14 protein-coding genes are annotated in these 24362 nt (G+C 36.5%); 6 read left to right on the plus strand and 8 right to left on the minus strand.

Annotated elements, in window-relative coordinates:
- Positions 1-188: 188 nt before the first annotated feature.
- Together secA2 and AC3WOM_RS00795 are read left to right on the plus strand one after the other, a co-directional pair.
- A complete protein-coding gene (secA2, locus tag AC3WOM_RS00790) occupies positions 189-2555 on the plus strand; it encodes an accessory Sec system translocase SecA2 (protein ID WP_492444361.1) in 2367 nt (788 codons plus the stop codon).
- Positions 2555-3457 (plus strand): accessory Sec system S-layer assembly protein, encoded by a 903-nt coding sequence (locus tag AC3WOM_RS00795; protein ID WP_492444363.1) that lies wholly within the window; start codon positions 2555-2557, stop codon positions 3455-3457. The genes secA2 and AC3WOM_RS00795 overlap by 1 nt, the downstream gene beginning before the upstream one ends.
- A gap of 47 nt (positions 3458-3504) precedes the next feature.
- On the opposite strand, the gene AC3WOM_RS00800 is transcribed toward AC3WOM_RS00795, so the two are convergent.
- The gene (locus AC3WOM_RS00800; RefSeq protein WP_427540126.1) at positions 3505-4425 is read right to left on the minus strand and encodes a C40 family peptidase; all 921 of its coding nucleotides are present in this window, start codon (positions 4423-4425) and stop codon (positions 3505-3507) included.
- A gap of 250 nt (positions 4426-4675) precedes the next feature.
- On the opposite strand from AC3WOM_RS00800, the gene brnQ reads away from it, so the two are divergent.
- A complete protein-coding gene (brnQ, locus tag AC3WOM_RS00805) occupies positions 4676-5995 on the plus strand; it encodes a branched-chain amino acid transport system II carrier protein (protein ID WP_492444365.1) in 1320 nt (439 codons plus the stop codon).
- Between the two features lie 97 nt (positions 5996-6092).
- Positions 6093-7478, plus strand: coding sequence for a S41 family peptidase (locus AC3WOM_RS00810; RefSeq protein ID WP_492444366.1), 1386 nt, complete (start codon positions 6093-6095; stop codon positions 7476-7478).
- 26 nt (positions 7479-7504) lie between these two features.
- Here the strand turns inward: AC3WOM_RS00810 and AC3WOM_RS00815 are convergent, their stop codons facing one another.
- From AC3WOM_RS00815 to AC3WOM_RS00835, 5 genes are all read right to left on the minus strand, one after another.
- Positions 7505-9238, minus strand: a complete 1734-nt coding sequence (locus AC3WOM_RS00815) for an IS1182 family transposase (protein ID WP_492444368.1) — start codon at positions 9236-9238, stop codon at positions 7505-7507.
- 621 nt (positions 9239-9859) lie between these two features.
- Positions 9860-11389 (minus strand): murein biosynthesis integral membrane protein MurJ, encoded by a 1530-nt coding sequence (murJ, locus tag AC3WOM_RS00820; RefSeq protein ID WP_492444369.1) that lies wholly within the window; start codon positions 11387-11389, stop codon positions 9860-9862.
- Positions 11386-12486 (minus strand): glycosyltransferase, encoded by a 1101-nt coding sequence (locus AC3WOM_RS00825; RefSeq protein WP_492444371.1) that lies wholly within the window; start codon positions 12484-12486, stop codon positions 11386-11388. Before AC3WOM_RS00825 ends, murJ begins: the two co-directional genes overlap by 4 nt.
- Entirely contained in the window at positions 12483-13628 is a 1146-nt protein-coding gene (locus AC3WOM_RS00830; protein WP_492444373.1) for a polysaccharide pyruvyl transferase family protein, read from the minus strand. Before AC3WOM_RS00830 ends, AC3WOM_RS00825 begins: the two co-directional genes overlap by 4 nt.
- Before the next feature lie 228 nt (positions 13629-13856).
- Positions 13857-16124 carry an S-layer homology domain-containing protein gene (locus AC3WOM_RS00835; RefSeq protein WP_492444375.1) on the minus strand — a complete coding sequence of 756 codons (2268 nt, stop codon included), beginning with the start codon at positions 16122-16124 and terminating at the stop codon, positions 13857-13859.
- A gap of 235 nt (positions 16125-16359) precedes the next feature.
- Here AC3WOM_RS00835 and AC3WOM_RS00840 point away from each other — a divergent pair, with 235 nt between their 5' ends.
- Positions 16360-18336, plus strand: coding sequence for an S-layer homology domain-containing protein (locus tag AC3WOM_RS00840; RefSeq protein ID WP_492444376.1), 1977 nt, complete (start codon positions 16360-16362; stop codon positions 18334-18336).
- 387 nt (positions 18337-18723) lie between these two features.
- Here AC3WOM_RS00840 and AC3WOM_RS00845 read toward each other — a convergent pair whose 3' ends face one another.
- Complete coding sequence (locus AC3WOM_RS00845) at positions 18724-20004, minus strand: oligosaccharide repeat unit polymerase (protein WP_492444378.1); 1281 nt, start codon at positions 20002-20004, stop codon at positions 18724-18726.
- 354 nt (positions 20005-20358) lie between these two features.
- Between AC3WOM_RS00845 and AC3WOM_RS00850 the strand changes: the two genes are divergently transcribed.
- Complete coding sequence (locus AC3WOM_RS00850) at positions 20359-22284, plus strand: S-layer homology domain-containing protein (protein ID WP_492444380.1); 1926 nt, start codon at positions 20359-20361, stop codon at positions 22282-22284.
- A 74-nt stretch (positions 22285-22358) separates the two neighbouring features.
- Here the strand turns inward: AC3WOM_RS00850 and AC3WOM_RS00855 are convergent, their stop codons facing one another.
- Positions 22359-24302, minus strand: a complete 1944-nt coding sequence (locus AC3WOM_RS00855) for an N-acetylmuramoyl-L-alanine amidase (RefSeq protein ID WP_492444382.1) — start codon at positions 24300-24302, stop codon at positions 22359-22361.
- Positions 24303-24362 lie beyond the last annotated feature (60 nt).

Genomic DNA, 24362 nt, shown 5'->3' on the forward strand with positions numbered 1-24362 from the left:
CAAATTGATTATAGCACGAACCGGCAACGAAATATACTTTTTCTATTTATTTTCCACCAATTCACAAAAGTTATTCCTCACTTTTAGTATGGCAGATTGCTGTATGTCAAATGTAGTCACCATTCGTAAAATTTGATAGAATAATGAAGTGTCTAGCATTTAGACAACCTAAAAGGAGCGTAAATTTCATGTTCTCAATTTTTAAACGTAACGATGAGCAAACTAGTGCTCGTCAATTAAAACGCTACTATAAAATAGTAGATCAAATTAATAATCTTGAAGAAAAATATGTCAACAAGTCAGATGCAGAATTAAAAGAAATGACTTTTGTTTTCAAGAATCGTTTAGAACAAGGTGAACCAATTACATCAATCATCCCAGACGCATTTGCTGTTGTACGCGAAGCCTCAAAACGTGTATTAGGTATGCGTCATTTCGATGTACAGCTTATTGGTGGCCTTGTTTTAACGGAAGGCAATATTGCAGAAATGCCTACAGGTGAAGGTAAGACGCTTGTCGCCTCCCTTCCATCCTATGTACGTGCATTAGAAGGAAAAGGTGTTCATGTCATCACAGTCAATGATTATTTGGCGAAGCGTGACTATGAACTAGTTGGCCAAATCCATCGATTCCTTGGCTTATCAGTTGGTCTAAACATACCAATGATGGAGCCAGATGCAAAAAAAGAAGCTTATAATGCCGATATTACTTATGGTGTTGGGACTGAATTTGGCTTTGATTACTTACGTGACAACATGGCCCATAGCTTGGCAGATAAAGTTCAACGTCCTTATCACTTTGCCATTATTGACGAAGTAGATAGTGTACTAATTGATGAGGCAAAAACACCACTGATTATTGCTGGAAAAATGGCAGCGAATGATGAACTACATCGTATTGCCTCTATGCTAGCTAAACGTTTCAAAGCTGAGGTTGATTATGACTTCGATGATGAAACAAAGGCTACTTCATTAACAGACAAAGGCATTGAAAAGGTAGAGGCTGCCTTCAATGTTGATAATTTATATGATCTTGAACACCAAACACTTTACCATTATGTTATCCAGGCTGTGCGTGCTCATGTCATGTTCCAGCGAGATGTTGATTACATTGTTAAGGATGACAAAATCGAGCTTGTGGATATGTTCACTGGCCGTATTCTAGAAGGTCGCTCACTTTCTGATGGCTTACATCAAGCCATTGAAGCTAAAGAAGGTGTGACAATTACCGAAGAAAACAAAGCACAAGCTCAAATAACAATTCAAAACTATTTCCGCATGTATCCGAAGCTTTCTGGGATGACGGGTACGGCGAAAACACAGGAAAAAGAAATACGAGAAGTGTACTCCATGGAAGTTATTCAAATTCCAACAAACCGTCCACGTCAACGTGTCGATCAGCCTGATATTATATTTAGCACACAAGAAGCGAAATATAAGTGCGTGGCAACTGAAGCAAAGGAACGCCATGCGAAAGGGCAACCTGTTTTAATTGGTACAACATCTATTTTACAGTCTGAAACAGTTGCTGATTACTTAAAAAAAGAAGGCTTATCATTCCAATTGCTGAACGCAAAAACAGTTGAGCAGGAGGTTGAACTCATTTCACAGGCAGGTCAAAAAGGACGTATTACAGTAGCGACAAATATGGCTGGACGTGGTACAGATATTATGCTTGGTGAAGAAGTACCTGAGCTTGGAGGCTTATATGTTATAGGTACTGAAAAGCATGAAAGCCGTCGTGTAGATAATCAGCTCCGTGGTCGTTCAGGTCGTCAAGGTGATGTTGGTGAAAGCTGCTTCATTCTCTCTATTGAAGATGATATGTTCCGACGTTACGCAAAAGAAGAAGTTGAAAAATTCTCTGCAAAAATGATTGTTGATGAAAAAGGCATTATCCAAAACAAAGATGTACAAGAGCTTATAAACCGCACACAGCGAATTGTTGAAGGCTCCCAATACGGTATGCGTGAATACAATTTAAAATTGGATGATGTTATTAATGATCAGCGTACAGTTATTTACGGTCTTCGTGACAAAATATTAGCTGGTGAGGATTTATTAGAGCAGTTGAAACAAATGTTCTACGAAACAGTAGATTTCGCAGTACGTGATGCTTCACCAGAGGAATTACCTTCAACTGAATGGGATTATGATAGTATGGAAAAAGCATTAAACAGTCTATTCCTTACACCTATCACAATCGATAGAGAGGTTGGAAAGGTAATCCCAATTTTAGATTCCCTGCAAAAACCTGTAGATGAGTTAACAGCAAAAATGGAAAAATTCGCAGAAAACGATCGAGTTATTGCAATCATTCCACAAGTAATGCTGAGCTATTTAGATAGTGGCTGGGTAAAACATTTAGAGGCAATGGCACACTTAAAAGAAGGTATTGGGCTACGTCATTACCAACAAGAAGATCCTATGCGTATCTATCAGCGTGAAGGTTTAGAGCTATTCGCTAAAAACTTCCAGGAATTACGTCGTTCTATAATTATTGAAATCACAGGCTTTATGAAAATGATTGAATCCGAACAGGAGGCACAACAATAATGGGTCTATTCTCATTCTTTAAAAAGTCCGATAAGCTTGGGCAAGAAAATACAATTGATTCCAAGGATTTACTAGAAAATATCAAGGTAGAAAATACAGACGATGATCGCGATGTTGAAACGAAATTGTCATTTCATCCAGATTGGGATGTTCCGCAAGAGCAGAAATATATCTTTAACTTCCTTGCAAATGAACTAGAACCGTTAAAGCCTAACCAATTATCACTTTCTTCTATTAGTATTGATCCAGAGCTTCGTACTGGAAAATGGTTAGTACGTGCATTTTTCCGCTCTTCATTAGCTGAAGAAATTGAACTAGGTGAAATAGAGCTATTCATCATGGATAAAAATGATGAGCTAGTAGCAACGAAAAGGTTCGACTTTAAGGCACTAGGTACGATCCCTGCTGAAAGTGCTCGCCCATGGGTATTTGAATTTGAACAATCAACAATCAAGGTCGATAAAATACCTGAAGAAGGATGGAAACTAGCTTTTAATCTAGTATCATTACGTGAACATCAGTTAGAGTTAGACCCAACATGGGAAAAACAATTGCCAGATGCACAAAAAGAAGAGCTTGCTAAAATCGTCAAAACATTGCCTAAGTTAGGCGAAACAGAAGTCAATTTCACTGGACTCCAAGCTAAGTTCGCTAACAATGGAAGTTTAAATGTTTCCATCTTTATTCGTAATGGCCATAGTAAAGCTATTAATCTTGAACAGCTTCCTTTAGAAATAATTGATGCCAGAGGAAAACAAATTGCTAAAGGCTCCTTTAATATGGAACCTGTTCTAACTGTTCAGCCTAATTCAACGAAGCCGTGGACGTTCATTTTCCCGCCACAGCTGGTTAATCCAAAAGGTGCAGATCTTTCTCGCTGGACAGCACGCGTAACGCAATAAAAGGCAAAAATCCTCTTATTCTTTCACCAAAGAATAAGAGGATTTTTTTACTTTAATAGATCAAATCGTTTATACGCGACTAATCTGCTGGACCAATAAGAATATGTCACATCAGAAATTTCAACACCATCTGTTCCCGCATGGATAAATTTATTACTCCCAAGATAAATACCCATATGGGATATTCCTTCTTTATATGTGTTCTCGAAAAATACCAAATCTCCAGCTACAGGGTTATTAACATGCGATGTATTTCCATAAAAATATCCCTCACTACTATCTCTTCCAATTTTTAACCCGCTTTGATTAAAGGCATAGAAAATTAAACCACTACAGTCAAGCCCATCAGGAGTGTTACCACCGTAAAGATATGGTGTTCCCACCAACAGATTGGCCAGCTCAATTGTTTTCTTATAGACAGCTTGTCCACTCAATGTTGGATCCTTTGTCGTTACCTTTGAAGGCGCTCCCGTATTTGAAGTCACATTATTATGTATTGTTTCACCCTCAGGGATGGATGCAACAGGAGACACCTTTAACACTTGTCCAATGTAAATAGCATCTGTTGTTAATTCGTTCCAATCCTTAAGCTCTTTTAAAGTCACATTATATTGCTTAGCAATCTTAGATAATGTGTCACCTTTCACGACTGTGTAGGAAGTACTAATAGGCTTTGATGGTGTTACTGGCTTTGTTGTCGATGTCGATGGATTTGATGGTTTCACCTCTTGTTTCGAAGGTTCCTTTGTAATCTCTAGCTTTTGAGCTACATAAATCGTATCCTTCGTTAGATTATTCCATTTTTTGATATCCTGTATCGTTACTTGATGATTTTGGGCGATTCTAGATAGAGTATCCCCCTTTTGTACAGTATACGTTGATGTTGCTGCTTCTGCAGTCTGTAATGCGAAAAATGAAGTAGCGATAGTACTTAAAGCAAGGATTCTCCACCTTTTTGATTTTTGCATACCCAATTGCCTCCGTTCATGCTAAAATATTTCCTTGTGTGTCTATCATACTAGATATTTAATTGTTCAGAAATCGGAAATACTGACTATTTTTCAAACAATCTATCAAACCTATAGGAAACGACAGATTCCGACTATATTACAATAGTATTATAATTGCAAGATTAGACTTCATATGGTAACATACACTTCTGTATTTAAAATTTTTAGAAAGTTTTATTTATTCAATATTAAAGGAGTTTTAATTTTTATGAAAAACATCATGCTTTTCATCAAAGAAAATTTAGCAGTAGGTTTACTTCTATTTGCCTTGTTCTTAGGAGCTGGAAATATAATCTTTCCACCGTTATTAGGTCAACAGGCTGGTGAGCATATTCTATCAGCAATGATTGGATTTTTAATAACAGGTGTTGGTTTACCACTACTAGCAATAGTTGCTGTAGCAAAAGCTGGTGGTGACTTACAATTGCTCGCTAACCGTGTGAGCCCTACATTCGGCGTTATCTTTACGTCCATTGTATATTTAGCAATTGGTCCATTTTTCGCTGTTCCCCGTACAGGATCCGTATCGTATGAAATAGGGATAGCCCCTTTTCTTCCAGAGACAGCAATAGAGCATTGGGCACCACTATTCATTACCTCTGTCTTATTTTTTGCCTTAATACTCTATTTAGCCATCAATCCTTCAAAGCTTGTAGATCGCGTAGGTAAAATATTAACTCCAGCACTCTTGGCAGTTATTTTATTATTAGCAGTTAAAAGCTTTATTTCGCCAATGGGTGAAGCAGGCAATGCTGTAGGAAAATACACAATATCACCTTTTGCTGAAGGTTTTGTACAAGGCTATTTAACAATGGATGTACTAAGCGCACTTGTTTTCGGTATCGTTATATTACAAGCATTGCAAGGTATGGGTATGTCTGATACGAGAAAGCAGGTCAATACAACAATATTTGCAGGCGTTGTAGCTGCTCTTGGTTTATCATTTGTTTATATCTCACTTGGCCATATCGGAAATACAAGTATTGAAGCAATTGGTGCCTTAGATAATGGCGGAAATATTATTGCAAAATCAGCAGAAGCCCTATTTGGTAGACTAGGAAATGTTATTTTATCTATTACTATTTTACTAGCTTGTATCTCGACAGCAGTAGGTTTACTTACTGCTAATGCTCAATATTTTAACAAGCTATTTCCCAAAATCTCATATAAATCATTTCTAATCGTTTTCACTATTTTGAGTATGGCAATTACAAACGTCGGTCTTTCCACAATTATTAGTGCATCTACGCCAGTATTATTAATTATCTATCCATTGGCAATGGTGTTAATGGTTTTATCACTTTTCGATAACTTCTTTAAAGGTGGACAAATTGTTTACATTCTAGCTTTAATTCCAACATTTTTTGTTAGCTTGTATGATGGTTTCAAGGAAATGGATATAAAATTATCACTATACGAGAGAATCTTAAAAGTTCTACCTTTTTATGAGCAAAATCTTGGATGGCTTGTACCCGCATTAATTGGTGCTCTTATCGGCTTGATTATTCATAAAATTCTAAAAAACTAGCATCTTCTAGTATGAAGTTCTACTAAACTGCCTCTTTCCTATTCGCTGTTATATGGAAATTCATGTATACTTATAGATATTAGAAAAGAGGTGTCCTATGAAAAAAATAGTGTGGTCTTTCGTATTTATACTAAGCTTCTTCATCATTCCATTTACCAACACGCAAGCAGTTAGTAATGAACAACCGCTTGTAAAAGAAATTAAGGAAATTATTAAAGAAAATTATGTTGGTACGATTAAAGGTGAGTTGCAAAACGCAAAAACAATTCCCGAAATGATTGATATGTTAGACCCTTATTCCACGTATTTTACGAAACAGGAATTTGAAGAATTTATGAATAGCATTAACCTAGCAACAATTGGTATTGGTGTTATCATTGAGGAACATGAGGATGGTATTCATATATTACAGGTAATTGACAATAGTGGTGCTTCAGATGCTGGTGTCACAGCTGGCGACATCATTATCGAAATTAACGGCCAATCTGTCGTAGGACGCTCAACACAAGAGGCCTCATCCCTTTTAATTGGCGATGAAGGTACTAAAATCGATATCACATTGCAAAATGTAAATGGCAAAACCTCCACAAAATCCATTACACGAAAAAAATTCACCTTACCAAATGTAGAATCTGAATTATTATTCGGAGATGTTGGTTATATAGCCATGTCTTCTTTCTCAGAGGATGGAGCAAAGCTTGTAAAAGATGCACTTATTCAATTAAAGCAACGTGGAGCAACTTCCTTTATTTTAGATTTACAAAACAATGGTGGTGGCTATGTGGAAACTGCCGAGGAAATTACGGGGCTTTTCTCAAAAGCAAAAATCGCCTATTTACTTGAGGAAGCACATGCCTCTTATGAGGTTCGGGCAGTCCGCCAAAACGAAAAGTTCCCTGCTAATACCCGTATTCTAGTTAATCGCTATAGTGCTAGTGCCTCTGAGATGCTAGCTGCTACTTTACAAGATCAACAAGCTGCTATTTTATATGGGGAAACAACGTACGGCAAAGGGGCTATGCAGGGCTTTTTTGAACTACACGATGGAAGCTATTTAAAGCTTACTGTTGGGAAGTTTACAGGTCCTTTAGGTCAAACAATTAATGAAGTAGGTGTCAAACCGAACATCACAACAAAGACAGCACCTATTTTCCAGGCACATTATGATGCACTAAAGGAACAATATATTGATTATCAAGAGCTTACAAGCTTAAAAAATGTATCAAATACTAAAACATTTACAGTGAAATTTTCACAAGCGCTCACATCTAAAATTGCTGATGGCAGTGTACAGCTTGTTGCTTTAGGTGGTACTGAGGTACCAATCACTACAAAAGTTGAGGGCCATTCATTACTTGTTACGCCGTCCCAGCCACTAAACAGCGGACAAGAATATATGCTTCTTGTACATCCATCTGTTCAACAACAAACAGGCAATAAGCTTCAAAAAGGTATTTATTTGCATATTTCAGTGAAAAACTAAAAAATCCGGGGCTGTCCAGAAAGTCCCTAAATAAAAATTGCGATTTGGAGAACAGGCCGTTTTCCAAATCGCACTTTTTCCTTTTGGCTGAAAGTAGTGAGGTGGATGCCTGCTACTTTCAATAGGTTATGGGCAATTGCCACAAGCCCAAATTCTGTTTGGGTCTTGGCAAGTCCACGCAATAAAAATCGTGTGAACGACCTATTGCCCTTGATGTCTCCGAACACAGTTTCGACATCCACTTTACGCTTCGCATAAAGGGCTGCCTTTTGTTCGTCATCAAGGGCTGTTCTTGCCTTTGCTTTCATTTCTTCATAGACCGGATTCCAGTGAACTTGACGATTGCCTTTGGCTTTCGTACAAAATGCTTTCAACGGACAATCTGTACAATCCTCGCATTCATAAATTTTGTAGTCTTGTTCGTATCCTCCCGTATTTTTTCGTTGACTATAGCGTTTAAATAGCACCTTTCGATTGTTCGGACAAATAAAAACATCCTCTTCCTCGCGATAGGGCCAGTTTTGTACCTTCGAAATATCCTGTTTATAACTTTTGGTTTGTTCCTTTACATACGTGTTATAAGGGGCTAGTAATTCAAATAGTGGTTCCTGCTCTTCGCCCATCGCAAATAAATAATTTTCTTCACTTGCATAACCTGCATCCGCTATTACCTGTGTTGGCACTTTGGGTAATGCTTCAATTAGTTGATTCATAAAGGGCTGGAAACAACGGGTATCTCCTGGTCGTTGAAATAACTTGTACCCGATAATGAATTGATTTTGTGTGGCAATTTGTACATTATATCCAGCTTTTAACTGACCGTTTTTCATATGATCATCTTTCATTCGCATAAATGTGGCATCGTGATCTGTTTTCGAATAGCTATTACGTTCACCTAAAATTTCTCTTTGTGCCTCATAACGAGCTAGTCTTGGCAGATAATCCGTTTCAATCGTTTTGATGTGTTTTTGACATTTGGATTTCTCCATTCGAAGCTGTTTTCTTTCCTCTTTGTCCGAAGCCTGTTCATATCGACTTTCTAACGATTGCACTTCCTCCGTCAGTTGTTCGACTGTCTTCGTGAGTTGTTCTTCTAAGTTGTCCTCGCGTAACTCTTCTGTTGTCACAGCACGTACATCTCTAATCAACGATTGGATTTTATCACGTAGCTTTTGGTCGTGATTGGCCAGCGCCTTGCCCCATACAAACGAATATTTATTGGCATTCGCTTGGATTTTTGTCCCATCGATAAACATGTACTCAAGGTCAACGAATTCTTGCTCTACAAGTTGGAGGAGGAATTGTTCAAATAACTCCTCCATGATGGCTGGCATACGGACACCACGGAAATCATTGATGGTACGATGGTCAGGTGTTTGCATACCTGCTAACCACATGGCAGGCAAATTTTCTTCAACCATTCGCTTCATACTTCGGCTAGAATATATTTTTTGTGTGTAGGCATATAAAATGACTTTTAGTAACAGTTTAGGATGATAAGGGGCACGACCACCACCTACATAATGGGAAAATAGCAGTTTATCTGGAATGGATTCTACCATTTCATCGACTAAACGTGCTACATGATGCTCAGGAATAAAGGATTCGATATCGGGAATCATCATACTTTGAAGATTCGTATAAGGTTGGAACACAAGTGGTTTACGAGGTTTCTGAGAGATGTTCTCCTCTAAAATTCCTTCTAGAGTCATCTCCATTTGCATGTTATAATTTGTTTGAGTAATCATTTGGTTATTCATTAAAAATCGTCCTTTCTGTTAATGTGGTGTGGTAACTTCATTTTACAAAAAGGACGATTTTTTGGTATATAAAAATAAGGCTGTACCGAAAAATCGATTAACATCGACTTTTCGGACAGCCTCGATTTTTTTCTATATGTTTCCAGAATAATCTCTCAAGAAATATAAAAAATGTTAGCCTAAAACCTTCGTATCCTGCGAAATTGGCTAACTGGCCTGCATCGTGTCGCTGCCGCTTCGTTTTCGCGCAAAAAACATCTGCAGGTCTAGGCACAATTCAAAATCCGGACGTAATTACGCCAAGACGAAATTGATAGAAAATAACTCCATCCCTTTTTCAAGCAATAATTGTTTACTCCATTCACCATTCGAATTAATCTTTCTACCTCCTGCCATGCTTTTCACCTTATCTTTGTTTGAAATAGATATATTCCTTAGGCATTACCAAAATATATACCCTACTTTAAATACAAACTAATGCGAAATTCCTTGCATGTTCACAAAACATCCATGACTCTGAGTAATATTAGATTCCATCAGTACATCAACTTACAATGTATAAAGGTAGGACTATTATAAAAAATGGATATCCTTGAACGAATTCTCGGATACCCACTATCTTTATTGCTTTAAAAATTTTCTTTTTAACTTATCACTAAATTCTTTGACTTCCTTTACTCCAAATAACAAATAAGTGCCTATAAACACTGCACTAAAAATTACAAGGCCAACTATGAACGTTAACCATCTATAATCAAATACTAAATATTTACTTGATAAAAACATGGCAATAGTAATAATTATCATAGGAGGTACTGCTCTAAAAAATTGAAGTTCTTTACTGAATATACCCATTTTTAAATCGTATTTAATACTTGCATATACAATAAGCATTATGAAATTCACAATCGAACTTATTAATGTACCCCATGCGATGGACACCACTCCAGTAGAATCTACAAGTAAAAAAATTACTGCAATATTTACTGCAAATACATTTAGTAAACTAAACACTACTGGTGCCATTGAGTCACCTTTTGCATAATAAAAACGTGTTATATATGTGTTTGCCGCTAGAAAATACATGGAAAGTACAAAGACGGCAAGTACTGGTGCTGTTATCTCTGTTGCCTTTGCATCGAAATTGTTGTATTGGAAGACAACTTGAATGAGATTAGTCGAGTAAAAATAAGAGTAAATTGTGACTGGAACAAGCAATAAAAATAAGTATTGTAGTCCCTTTGAATATAAGCTTTTAATAGAAGCATGGTCATTTTCAGCTTCCTTTTGACTTAAAATTGGATAAATAACTGTCGTTACAGCTGTAATTAAAATAGCTTGTGGAAATTGCATCAACTTAGAAGCATAGTTTACAGATGATACTGCTCCCTCTAATGATAATAGCCCTGCTACATAGCGTTGTAATAATGCATAAAGTTGAATCGTTGCACCGCCAAGCATAATAGGTACAACCATTATCCACAACTCTTTTGTAGAAACATTACGTTTGAAGGAAAAATTCACCTTATGAGAATCTAATTTACGGTAACCGATAACTAAGAAATATACCATCAGTACTGCGCTTGCCAATGCACTAATACCATATCCAACTGGACCGATAGTAGTTTCCGATAATACAACTGCTATCACTAAGAAAATTGCATTGTAAAATAAAATGGCAAAGCTCGATAAATGAAATCTTTGATTTACATTTAGCAAACCACTATACCAAGAAGCTAAAACGAGAAATATTGAGGATGGCATCATCCACAAATAAAGATTTCTAGTTAAAGCCAAATCCTTTTCACTAACAAGCTTTTCCGTATTAAAGCTTTCTAAAATTGGGTTAGCGAAGGCCATCCCTATCAATGTCATTATTGTCGCTGTCACTACAACAATTGTAAACGACTGCTTTACGAATAGTCCTTTGTCGGTTGTTTCTCGGTTATAAATTGAAATAAAAACTGTCGTAAATGCTCCTCCAACTACTAAATATAAAAAGTTCGGAATCATATACGCGGTAAAAATACTGTCAGAAGTATGACCAGTACCATATTGGAATCCGATAATCATTTCACGTAGAAATCCGAAAAAACGGGCCACGATATTAATAATCGCAACTGCCCCGATTACTTTTAAGAAATTATTCATAAGCCATCCCCACCTTCAATGGCCGACTTATAAATCGCGATACAACGAGCTGTTATATTTTTTTCATCGTGAATGGCTAATACTTTATCGACTGCTTCACGATTCATATATTGTTCTTTTGGCGTGTTCACGGCACGCAGCATCTCCTCAGATAAAACCATAGCGTTTTCGGGCTCCACTAAATGCCCTGCGCCTTCCCCAAGCAAAGAGACAAGGCCACCTACATTTGAAGCAATTACAGGTGTATCTGTTGCTAATGCCTCCAATGCCACTAATCCAAACCCTTCTAAATGGGATGGTAATACAAAGACATCACTTGCTTGGAACCACTTCACTAGTTCTTGTTGTTTTAGTGGATCTACAAATTTGACGTCTTCACTAATTAATGGTTGCAAGGATTGGAAAAATGCCTGATCTCTTCTAGAGCCTACAATAGTTAACTCTACAGGACGCGATACCTTTGTTTTAAGCATTTGGAAAGCCTGTAATAGCTCCTCCACTCCTTTTTGCTTAATAACATTTCCAACAAATAAAAATCGGAATGGTTCAATAGCTAATTGCAATTCTGTACGTATAGCAGCTTGGCTTTCTTTGGTGAATACCTCACGATTGACACCCATGCTAACAACAGAAATTTTATCCTGTTCAATGCCAAAATCTTGTTCTATTTGTTGTGCCAGGACAGGACCCACTGCGATAACGTGCTCACTTTCACGCAAAATACTTGCTGTCCAATTGCGAATTCTTGCATTCTTTTTAGCCATGCGTTCTATATCGCCACCATGTGCTGTGACAATAAACGGTATACCAAACATTTTCTTTAATAGTAAAGACAGCATACCAGAGGGAAACACATAATGAGCATGTGTGACATCAATGGATTTTCTGTATTTGAAGCCCTTCATTAACGTTGAAAAACCCCATTTTGCATATTTCATAATAGTGTTTTTCTTGCCTGTTGCTGGGTTAGTATTCACAGATATCTCTACATCTAGCCCTGCTTTTTCAAGTGCTGTGACTTGGTTTTTCACAAAAATACCAAATGATAAATGATCAGATGTTGGATACATATTACTAATGACGAGTATTTTTTTCATAGACGTGTCACTGCCTTTTTCATTAATTCCTGACCATGCATGGCCTCTTTATGAATTTGTGTAGCAATTTGTTTCGTCTCTGCAATTGACTGCTTCCAATCGCTACTTAGTTTACTAACTAATATGGATAGGGCCTTCTCATCATCCTCTAAATCCTGCATTTGTAAGCAACGATCTGATGCGCCCACAAAGGACATAAAGTCCTGTACTTTTGTATGGTAGGATATTGCAATAATCGGCGTTTCTGAATTCGTTGCCAAAATAAGAGAATGCAAACGTGTACCGATAATAATATCCTGCTCCTCTGTTACTTCAAGTAATCGCTCTGGCACCAAATTTTCCTCAATAATTTTTGTATGTGCACGTTGCTGCATTTTTTTCTGAATATCCTTCGTCACAGTGACATCCTGCGGAAACTTTGTAGCAAAAAAAGTAATTTGGATATTATGCTCAGAAATTACATGATCTAAATTTTTTGCCATGCTTGTTACGTATGCATCATATTTTTCAATATTTCCTTCTGGCCAATAATTTGCATTATAGTAAGGAACCGCTGATACCCCTATTTTAACTGGTTTCTCCGCGTAATTATGGCGATCCCCCTTTAATGTAAAGGCAGGATCTCCAATAACTTCTATTGGCTTTTTTACCCCAATACTTTGCAATAGCTTTTTAGACTGAGGATCCCGTACAGAAATACTTGCTGCATAACGACACATAACACGGATACTTATTTTTCCAGAAAATGTATCGAGTGGTCCAGCACCACATCCGTAAATAATGTAGGGAATATTACTTTGTTTGGCCATCATTGCATACGCTCCATACAGGTGAGCCTCACGTTTATAGAAATCCATTAAAATACCACCTCCACCAATGATGAGGAGGTCAAATTTTGCTACATACGGTTTATTATTTTTATAAGTATGGATAAACGTTTTAAATAAGTTACTCTTTCTGTAATACAATGGATAGCTATGTACCCCATAACGCTCGGATGTTTGTTGTGTGTTATTACTAAAAACGGTAATGTCATCACTAGTTACCGAAAATGTTTGTTTTACTTGTTGAAGAATGCCGTATAATATTGATTCATCACCATTATTATCATTGCCGTAATTCCCCACAATGCCTATTTTCATTAAAAAACATCCTTTTACTTTTTAATACTGAGATTATACCACAATTGTTCATCATCGTTCTTTTTAAAAATAGTAAAAAAAAGAGAAGCTTTATACCAGTTGATTCATCCCTTTAATGTGAGGTTAATATAGCAGGTGAAGAATCTACTAGTCTTTATAAACAAAAATAGCAAACTAGATATAATGACTAGTTTGCTATTTTTCACATACAATGCCCTTCTTTAAAGACTATTTTCCTGGCTGAATAGCTCTATATAAGAATAATCCGAAGTGAGCGCGACTAATTGATTCATTTGGCTTATACGTATTATCGTTATAGCCTGTTGTAATTTTATTTGCCGCCAATTGTTGAACATATGAGTAAGCCCAATGATTCTTTGGTACATCTTTAAAGTTAATGCTGCTTGTCCCGTTTAATTTATAAGCTAATGCTACTACTTTTGCCATTTGTGCACGAGTCAAGGTGCCATTAGGATCGAAGGTATTATCACCTTTCCCACTCATAATACCTGCCTCTACAACTGCTGCAATCTGTTTATAGTATACATGATTCGCAGGAATATCTTTCAAACCTGGATTTTTTACATTTGACGTATTTAAACCTAATGCTCGACTAATAATGACTGCCGCATGTGCTCTTGTCAGTTTATCATTCGGTCTAAATGTGCCATCTGCTTGCCCTGTAATAATATTATTTTTCGTTAAATATTCAATTTCTTTATAGTACGTATAGTTATTTGGAATGTCTTTAAACAAAGCAGGTTTTGCTACCGTTACAGCAGCAGCTATAGTTTTTGTTCCTAAAGTTGCTATGACCTTTCCTGTTGTACCTGGGTTTTGTGCTGTAAACTTGCCATCACTAGTAATAGTACCAATATTGCCTTCCACTGACCATTTCACCTGTGATGCATCATAGACAATTGGTTTACCACTATCATCTTTTGCATCCACTGTAAACTTAGTCGTTTCACCAGCGCCTACAGTTTTTGAAGTTGGCGAGATATTCAGTGTAGCTGGTGCATCGACTACCTTCACTTGGAATGATTGGACAGCTGAACCATCATAGTTGATGTAAAGACGATCATCACCAGCTGTCGTTGATGTATAATTTAAACCGTTAATGTTTAAAGTATTATTCTCTGAAGTTAGTGATAAACGACCATCTAGTGGAAGTGTCGTATAATTATCATCTAAAACATATTGTACTGCTATACTAGACGATGCACCTGCTAAAAGAGTTGCATAGTTTGTACTATTTGTATATTTAAGATGAGTTGCTTTACCGGTTGGTGCTGTACTAACTGCTAATAGTGTTGCAGATACAAGACGCTGTGTGTTACCTGAATTAGAAGGTAGGTTTGCTAATACAACATTATTGCTACCATAGTTACGAATCCCCATTGTTGTTGATCCGCCACCATCTAAGTTAATTGCTTGATCTACACCAAGAGTTACTAAATAGTTCGCAAGTTGAACCAAATTCATACCCTTACTATGCTTCTGACCTCCATCAACTGTAATAAAGTGTACTGTTTTTCCATTATTACTTGTCGCTACTACAGTGCGAGGTACAACCGCTTTTGCACGACTACTAGATGTGCTCATCATAATATAAGGCTTATTATCCTTAACTAAATACGGACCACTTGCTAAGATAAATTGAGCATCCTGCCAAAGCTTATCAATAGAAAAGTTAACACTTAGCTCGTCTCCAATTGCTACTTGTCCTAATTTACTGTGCCAATCGCCACCTTGTAAAGACACGACAAACCCAGTTGAAGGAATGGATATTTTTTCCTTAGATCCATAAGGTGTAATTTGAGTTACTTTTCCAGTTAACGTTTGACCAAATTTATTTTCAGTTACTGGCTCACCTGTATCTACGACAATTTCAAAACCATATTCATTTGTATTTGTTGTTTTACTATAAAATTGTGGCGTATAAATAATTGATTCATAGATATTGCGATCACGATTCATACCTGTCATTTCATAATTTGTACCGTTATGAGACAGTGTGACATCAAAGTCAAAATAATCAATAACACCGCGCCCATCTGCTGCCATCCCAAATGCAGTAGGTACATTCATATATTGATCAGAGCCATTTGACACAGCCCCGCCGTTTAAAATCACATTATTTTTTGCCAATAAAAATAATGGGTAACCTTCAGACATATTAAAAAAGCTTGCATTAATAGCACCCACTACCCGATTGTCTTCACGTGAAAGTCGATTAGCATTTGCTACAGTCGATTCTTTTCCATTGACTGCTGCAGGCATACCTAATTGTACTTCTGTTGTCTCACCTACATCAATCGCTATATGATTAATGGAATTTGTATAGGTATTGCTGTATGTATATTGTTTATACTGCACACCTTTCGAGAGCGGAAAATCCTTTTTGACCGTTTGAGATGCATAAGCATTCAACGGACCCATCACCATTGACAATATCACAACTAAAATTAGTAAATTTTTTGCTATTCTTTTCATTTTTTGCGCTCCCATATAATTTAGAGCCCTCACTCTCCCCTCACATATTTTACCTCTATAACATTATCAAAAATATGCCAAAATAGCTATGGAACATTTATGCTATTTTCCAGTTTCATATAATTGTAAAAAAAACTGTTTATATAGTCTCATTTTATGATTTTTCTAACATTTGACCCTTATCGCGACACTATAACTTTGTTAAAATGGTGTAGAAGTTTAGGAGGGTAAAAATATGAAAAAACTATCAATCATAGCATTGCTCATGACTGTAGTTGGCTTACTTTTTATGCAGCCACAGCTAGCATCAGCCGATGAACTTTCGGGGCATTCCCATGAACTGGGTCTTCGTTATTTAATTTCCAAAAATGCATTAGTCACAGATGCCAAAGGAAGCTACCGTCCAAATGCGAATGTAACACGTGGCGAATTCGCTTCTTATTTAGCAAAATCTATGGATCTTGAAGAAGCGAACAACATAGTATTTACCGATGTCCGAAGTACATATTTGTATGCGACAGATATTCAGCTCGCTGCCACGGCTGGGATTATTACAGGCTACAAAGATGGCTCATTTAAACCGAATGCAGCTATTTCAAGACAGCATATGGCGATTATGCTGGAAAGAGCTATAAACTATTTAGAAATTCCAAAAGGTACTTCTTCTATTACCTTTAAGGATAATGCAGCGATTATTAAAGAATATCGCCAGGCAGTTGCTATAGGTGCTCAATTAGAAATCATTAAGGGCTCGGATGGTTACTTTATGCCAGAAAAAAATGCAACAATCGGTCAAGCAGCCTCATTTATCCATCGACTAATGACACTTGCTGGTGCAAATACTGGTAACGAAGATGGTGGAGAATCAAACCCTGGTAATCCTAATGGCGGTGAACCTAACGGTGGTAATCCAAACCCTGGTGAATCAAATACCACTAAGTTTGCTGTGAAGGAAATCTCCAATGGCACACTGGTTGGTAATCAAGAATTCACTACCTTTGATGCTGCCGAAAAGGCTGTAACAAACAATACACAGGTAATTGTTCAAAATGATAAAATTATGAAAATGTCCTCAGGCTATGTTGTGACAAAAAATTATGTTGCATTAAACTCAGAAACTATTAAGGATCAAATTGCTGTTGCTGGGGATACTGAAATGGAATACCTTAGCAGTGATGCCACGCAGGTGAAGGTTCGACTAGCAGGACAAGTAGGTTATTTAAAGCACGCAGATGTGACATTAATCCCATTTTCAATGAGCAAAGGTCGTTCTTACTATACAAATGACAATGGTGAAATTAAACACACGCTTTATGATTACAAAACTGATAAGTATTCCTCTAGCTATGTCTTCGGTAAAGCGCCTTCTTTTATGAAGCCAGGCGAAAAATACTATAGCTGGGATGGTATCTATTTTACAAATGGAAATGGTTCTTCTAAGGGTGAGGCCTATAACTACTATCAATTTTTACCAGCTCGCGCTAAAACACAATATACAGCAGAGGAACTTGATGCGTATATTATGAACAAGCTGGCGGAAGTGGAAAGCACAGGAATCACTCTCTATAAAGATGCTACAACGAAAAGTAAGCTTATTGGCTTAGGGCAAACATTAAAAGAGGTAGAAGCAAATTCACAAATTAATGCGTTGCTTATTTTATCACTTGCTCAGCATGAAAGTGCTTATGGTATGAGCGAGCATGCCCAAAACTTAAATAATTTATTTGGTTTATATGTATATGATACAAACCCACTAAACAAAAAATTTGAAAGTGTTATTGCAAATATCAGTGAACTTGTTGAAAAATTCCTTCAGCCAAATTACATTACTCCAGGCGGGTCTCCTGGTAGAAACTATGCAAATGGTGCAGTAGTTGGTTCAAAGGCTGTTGGCTTTAATGTAAAATATGCTTCTGACCCATTCTGGGGAGCGAAAATTGCTGGTCATTACTACCGTGCTGAAAAGGCATTAGGCTTTAAGGATGCCAATAATCCATATACAGTTGGTATTACAACGACTACTGGTTTAAATGTTCGTACAGATGCATCGACAAGCAATGGCCCACTATTCACTTATGCAAGAAGTGGTATGCCTGTTATCATTACAAGCTCTGCTACAAATGGCTGGTATGAAGTTCTTTCTGATAAGCTTCATTCAGAAACAGCTTTTATTAGTAAAGACTATGTGCAAGTGATTAACACTGTAAAATAAAAGAAAAGTCGTCCTTCATGCAAGGGCGACTTTTGTTTTGTCGAAAACTATTATGTCGATGAAAATAAGTTATTCTATACTTGTATTGCTCTGTGGCAAAAATGAAGCACAGGCAAGACATATATAATAACTATTGGACTGAAGATGGTGATTCTATTTAGCACAAGTAGCCTTCTATCTAGCATAAATACTAGTCAATCGAGCACATTCCCTGATCAATTCAGCAAGCCTCCCCCGAAAACAGAGATTTCCTTACGTATTCGACATAAAACCAATACTTTTCATGGAACTCAAAAATATTGCTTGGGTAATAATTTTTATTCATCCGTATAAATAATCTCTCAATAAAAAAAGATGCCTCAAAAAATTTGAGACACCTCTAAATTGCTAATACCGAAGTTTCTTGTTATCCACTTTTATAATCGCTGAGGCAATTATCACAAAGCCAAGCATTAAAATAAAGATTAAATCTAGTAAGCCTGTGTGCATCGATACTGTAAATAAAGTAATAACAAAAGCATAGGCTACCGAGTGGAAGCTACGAATACCACCTTGCTTCACTTTATTATAAATAAGTGAAATTAGTACGCCATAGAGGAAAAAGCCAATTGCTACAAGAAGATATCCACCATCTAAGAATAATTGACCGATAAATGTCGGTGTAGTTGTTCTTGTTGGACGTGTAATATATTTACCTTCCTCTACGCTTAAAGAGTTTACAACCTCTGTTACTCTCATACGCGGTGACACTTGCTCACCCGGTAAAATCGTACTGAAGATACCCCCATGAATTTCTCCATTCAGGTAACCTTCCTCCTGTGTATACTCGATAATTTTACTCAAAACAATATGACCAGTCACACTCTCACCATTTAATGAACGAATCCATTTAGGTGTTAAATTAACTTTTTGCTCCACGGTTAACAGTTTTTCTTTTTCCGATTCAGTTAATTCTACATCTGGCTGTTCACGGCTGTTAAATTCCTTCGTTGTATCCTCAGTTAATACACGCAGGAAGCCGAACATTGAAAATGCTACACCAATCACTAGCAGTGCTGTCAGGAACCATGTCAGTTTCACACGCTTTACAACATAGTGGAAAATAATAATACCTGTAAATAACATGATAATTAATGGTGTACGATATCCCATTAATAAGAATAAGAACATAACACCAGCGTAAATGGAACCATATATTAAGACTTTCTTCCATGACATGTGCTTTTCTAATATCATTTTATAGGATAATAACAATAACACACCAAACCATAATAATTGGGCAAAGAAGTTTAATTTTGGATTGAGGTTACGACGGTTGGATTCATCAGCAATCCCTAATCCCCCACCAAAAATCATTAAAAAGTATGATGCTAGACCAAGTAAAGTTAAAAATACAATGAAATGAACAACATATTTGCCAAAGAATGATAAACCAAATGATGGGATTGTCCACTGCAATTTATCAACAATAAAGACTCCGATGTAATAGCATGCAATCGCTAAAAGTACCGCTGGCCAAATTGATACACGTACATTAAATAGTTCAAATCGATGGAAATCAAAAAGACTTGTAAAGAAATAGAGTACTAATATAAAAGGTAAAAAGAAGTACGGTGAAAACGTATCAATCTTGTTGACCTTTGCAAAAGTTTGTTTCAGTTTATTCATAAATGTCATACATCTCAGTAGATGTGATTGCCCTCCTCTATCGTGAATCATCGTTGTGTAATTCTTTCATTTTCTATACAAAACAAAGGTTATTATATCATAAATACAGATAGACTTATAGAAAGGAATGAATGTATTTTATATGAAATCGAGCACGATTTCCCTATTTGTCCAAAAAGAGGACTACAAACCCATTTCGTAATTTTCTTATCCCCACTTTCTTTAATTTTAAAAAATATCAGATGAAAATTTTAGAAAAGAGCCAAATATTAATGATTCATCCATTATTTAAATGTATGATGAGTAATAGTAAGGCATGTTTGATGTAATATACAAATAAAGGATGTGGATTTAATGAAGAAATTATGCATTTCATTCTTCTTACTTTGTGCGTTTATAGTGATTGCTACTTTATCACCTACGGAAGCACAAGCAGCACAAAAAATCGGTGTTGTTTTTTCAGAAAGCAGTGAAAAATATGCGAATACAACACACCCAGGCGGAACATATAAAGGACAAGCTGTTTCACCCAAAGTAGATTATAGCTCTACTTATAATAAAGAATTAAAGGCTTTTCTTCTCTATCAGCAACAGGGCTTTCAGGTAGAAAAAATTTATGAGAAGGACCTAAATAATTTAGAAAATTTAAGTCAATATGACGCAATCGTCTTCGCTTACACAGTTATGATGAATCATCAGCAACGTGAAAATGTAAAAATGTACATAAGAAATGGTGGCGGTGCCATCTTTGCATTCCAAACAGCACGTAACGAATCTGCTAAATTTCCTAAGTCAGGTCAAATCGATCTCTCACCTTTAATCTATGATGTAAATTCATGGGTTATGGAGTGGGATAATTTAACGGAGGTTTTCCATTCACGTTTTATTGACGATATTATGCTTGGAAATTCAACAATAAGTAATCTTAATACCGTTCATCCCATTATTCAAAATACAACAAAAGAGCTTGGCAAAAGTAAGCTTAGTCTTACAAAAACAGATCAAGATTGGGTGGAAATCATAAAACCTTGGCAAGATGGGTCTGCAACACCTATATTATATTTCTCAGATTATAATAGTACAGATAAACCAAAGACTATGAAAAAAAATGAATATGGTGCAGCACATACTATCGAATATGGTAAAGGTCGAATCGTACAAATCGGCTTTAAAATCTATGATTATATTGATATGGATACAAAAGCAGATTGGCAGGATAATGAAAATGGAGCTGCCTTTTCAACAACACGTGGTGACAAAGATGCCCAAGTATTTATGAAGCATGCTTTAAATTGGGTAACCGAAAATCACAATGTTTTTGTTCCACGTCGTTATAATCTGTCACTTTACTCCGATAGTGTTCAAGGTTATGTAGCTCCATCTGGGAGATTTGTTTTCTACTCTACTGTCACGATTAAAAATAATGGCAATGTGCCTGCACGCGGTACCTTGCAAGTAGAAATTTTAGATGCAAATGATAAGGTTGTAGGTAAAGGGCATGAACGTTACATACCTGGTCTTGCTGCAGATGCTACAACAAATAATGCCGATCAAAAAGACATCAGTACTCACACCGAAAAATATCAAATTTTTATGCCTGATAATTTAGCTGCTGGAACATATACAATACGTACATCCTTTATAGAAGGGCGTGATGATCGTAAAAATGCTGATGAAAAATTTGCTACGATTGCAGAAATTAAAACGCTCACACGCTCAAAAGGTTCCAGCAAAGCAACAATTTCGTCTGCACCATTCTTTCAGGATGTAGCGAAATCTAATGGAGCTTACTATGATATTAAAAATTTACAAGCATTAGGGATTGTCAAGGGAAGTAATGGAAAATTCAATCCACAAGGTACCTTGACACGCTTACAGGCAACAGAAATGATACTACGAGCACTAAATATTCCAGCTTCAAGTTCGGCTACATTAAATGCTCAAGACATTAAAGCAGGTGATTATGGCCATGCCGTATTAGCAACAGGCGCACGATACGGAATTATTGCTTTAGAGGATGGCAAAATGAATGCTCATCAGCCAATGACTCGAGCTGCTATGGCAAGAGCACTTGTTAACGGCTTCAAGCTACAGGGGATTGCAGAAATTACCTTCTCAGATGTGCCTAAATCACATTCCTATTATAAAGAGATACAAGCACTTTATGCACTCGGCATCACAACTGGCTATGCGGATCATACATTTAAACCAAATGGTACAGTGACACGCCAAAACTTTGCTCAATTCGTCAATAGAACACTTCATGCAAATTCAAAATAAAATAGGATGAGTGAGATTCTTTAATTAATACTAATAAAGCTGCAACGTGAAATGAACGTTGCAGCTTTCTCTGATTATTGTTTTGAGTAATATTCCACAATACCCTTGTAGATAGATTCAGCAAATAGCTCAACATATTGATCATCTGTCATTTTAGCACGGTCATCGCTATTTGATAGGAAGCCTAGCTCGACTAAAATAGCTGGGATATTCGTATTAGCAATTACAATGTATTTTGCCTCTTTGACCTTACGATCTTTCATATTTACGTTTTTAACAATTTGATTGTTTACAAATGTAGCAAGATCAATGTCTTCCTCATATACATCACCTGGTGTTTTAGCATAGTAAGTTTCAGTACCTTGTGCAGCAGTATTATCTGCGTAATTAACATGGATACTTACGAAGATTTCACCGTAATTAGCATGCGTAAAGTCAACTCGACCTTCTCGTGTAGGATACGTATCCCCTGTGCGAGTCATTAAAACGTTCGCGCCTGCCGCCTCAAGCTTTTGAGTAACAAGAGTGCTGACATTTAATGCAATGTTTTTTTCAGCAATAGTACCAACTACAGTTCCAGGGTCTTTGCCACCATGTCCTGGATCAATAATGATAACCCGATCTTTTAACGGATTATTCTTTTGATTTAATAGCTTTAAATAGGATTTATGGACATACCCATTTTGACCTTTATAGGTTACCTGCGCCCAATAACCATTTACACTATTTACTTGAACATATTCACCCTTTTTCACCTTATCTACGACTGTAGAAGTAGAGTTTGCCTCTTTCCGGATATTTAAATTATCCACTGTCACTCGACCTAATAAATCACCTGAAACTGATGGCTCGGTCGGTTCCGGTGTTGGTGAATCAGGAGTTGGTGTTGTATCTGGGGTCGGTGTTGTATCTGGAGTAGAAGGCTTTTCTACTACAACTTCCTCTGTACTACCCGCCACGATATAGCCTGGTAATCCGTTTACTACCGTTAAATAGTAGCCGCTTACAGTGTTATAAACAGGTAATTTAACTTTACTATTAATAGTTGAAATAACGTTTGATGTGGACGTTGGTTCTAAATAAAGATTTATATTTTGTGTTGTAGTAACCTGCTTTTTAGCATTACCTAATGCATTACCATCTACATCTAAAAACTGAGCATATGTTTTATAAATAAAAGCATAGCCATCATTAGATGAAACTTTTAGCCAGTCTCCTTCTATTGCATAGACTGCTAATTTACTACCTTTATTCACCTTCCCGACAATGTTGTCTATAGATGAAGAATCCTTTGACTTACGAATATTTAATCCGTCAGTTGTAACTTGGATAGTCCCTATAATATCTAAAATATCAGGTACAACCACTGCTTTTATTGGCAATTCTAAACGATATTTATCATTTTGTGCACGGGCTACAAATAAGGCAAATTGTACGCGTGACACTTGGTCATTAGGATTATATTTCTGATTACTTCCCTTTGTAATACCGTTATAATAAATAGTATTAATATACTGATTGTAAGGGTGTGTCGTTTTTACATCAATAAAAGGAGAATCATTTTTTTCATATTGACTTGAATCCAACTTAAATGCTTTTGATAATACATAACTCATTTCATCACGAGTTAGAGGTTTATTTGGTGAGAATTGATCCTTCGTATTTGTTGCAAAGTAACCAAGTTGGATAGCACGTTCTACATAACCCGAAAGTTCCGTACCAACAGTTACATCAGAAAAGCTAGATTTTTTTACAGTTAGTGGTTTATTACCTGAAGCAATCACAACCATTTTGGCAACTTGTCCACGAGTTACCTTATTATTAGGCTTATAATAGGTTTTACCTTTCTCCGTATACCCTTTGATAACACCTAATTTAATTAAATAATTGATTTCTTCATAAGCTTCGTGCTTGGAAGAAATATCTTCAAATTTGCCGCTAGCACTTACACTATGTATGGTAAAAAAAGTTGATATAAATAAAATACATACCATAAGACTAATTTTTTTAAAATACACTCCGTATTCCCTCCTTTTTATTTGCCTCTCCTTTTTTAAAACTAAGAGTTTAAAACCTCC

The organism is Lysinibacillus sp. FW301-JW8 (genome assembly GCF_058788755.1).

Bases quoted from the DNA above. Each gene is read 5' to 3' on its own strand.
- AC3WOM_RS00850 (WP_492444380.1), top strand. From the start codon at position 20,359: ATGAAGAAATTATGCATTTCATTCTTCTTACTTTGTGCGTTTATAGTG.
- AC3WOM_RS00800 (WP_427540126.1), bottom strand. From the start codon at position 4,425: ATGCAAAAATCAAAAAGGTGGAGAATCCTTGCTTTAAGTACTATCGCT.
- AC3WOM_RS00815 (WP_492444368.1), bottom strand. From the start codon at position 9,238: ATGAATAACCAAATGATTACTCAAACAAATTATAACATGCAAATGGAG.
- secA2 (WP_492444361.1), top strand. From the start codon at position 189: ATGTTCTCAATTTTTAAACGTAACGATGAGCAAACTAGTGCTCGTCAA.
- murJ (WP_492444369.1), bottom strand. From the start codon at position 11,389: ATGAATAATTTCTTAAAAGTAATCGGGGCAGTTGCGATTATTAATATC.
- AC3WOM_RS00810 (WP_492444366.1), top strand. From the start codon at position 6,093: ATGAAAAAAATAGTGTGGTCTTTCGTATTTATACTAAGCTTCTTCATC.
- AC3WOM_RS00845 (WP_492444378.1), bottom strand. From the start codon at position 20,004: ATGAATAAACTGAAACAAACTTTTGCAAAGGTCAACAAGATTGATACG.
- AC3WOM_RS00840 (WP_492444376.1), top strand. From the start codon at position 16,360: ATGAAAAAACTATCAATCATAGCATTGCTCATGACTGTAGTTGGCTTA.
- AC3WOM_RS00835 (WP_492444375.1), bottom strand. From the start codon at position 16,124: ATGAAAAGAATAGCAAAAAATTTACTAATTTTAGTTGTGATATTGTCA.
- brnQ (WP_492444365.1), top strand. From the start codon at position 4,676: ATGAAAAACATCATGCTTTTCATCAAAGAAAATTTAGCAGTAGGTTTA.
- AC3WOM_RS00830 (WP_492444373.1), bottom strand. From the start codon at position 13,628: ATGAAAATAGGCATTGTGGGGAATTACGGCAATGATAATAATGGTGAT.
- AC3WOM_RS00795 (WP_492444363.1), top strand. From the start codon at position 2,555: ATGGGTCTATTCTCATTCTTTAAAAAGTCCGATAAGCTTGGGCAAGAA.
- AC3WOM_RS00825 (WP_492444371.1), bottom strand. From the start codon at position 12,486: ATGAAAAAAATACTCGTCATTAGTAATATGTATCCAACATCTGATCAT.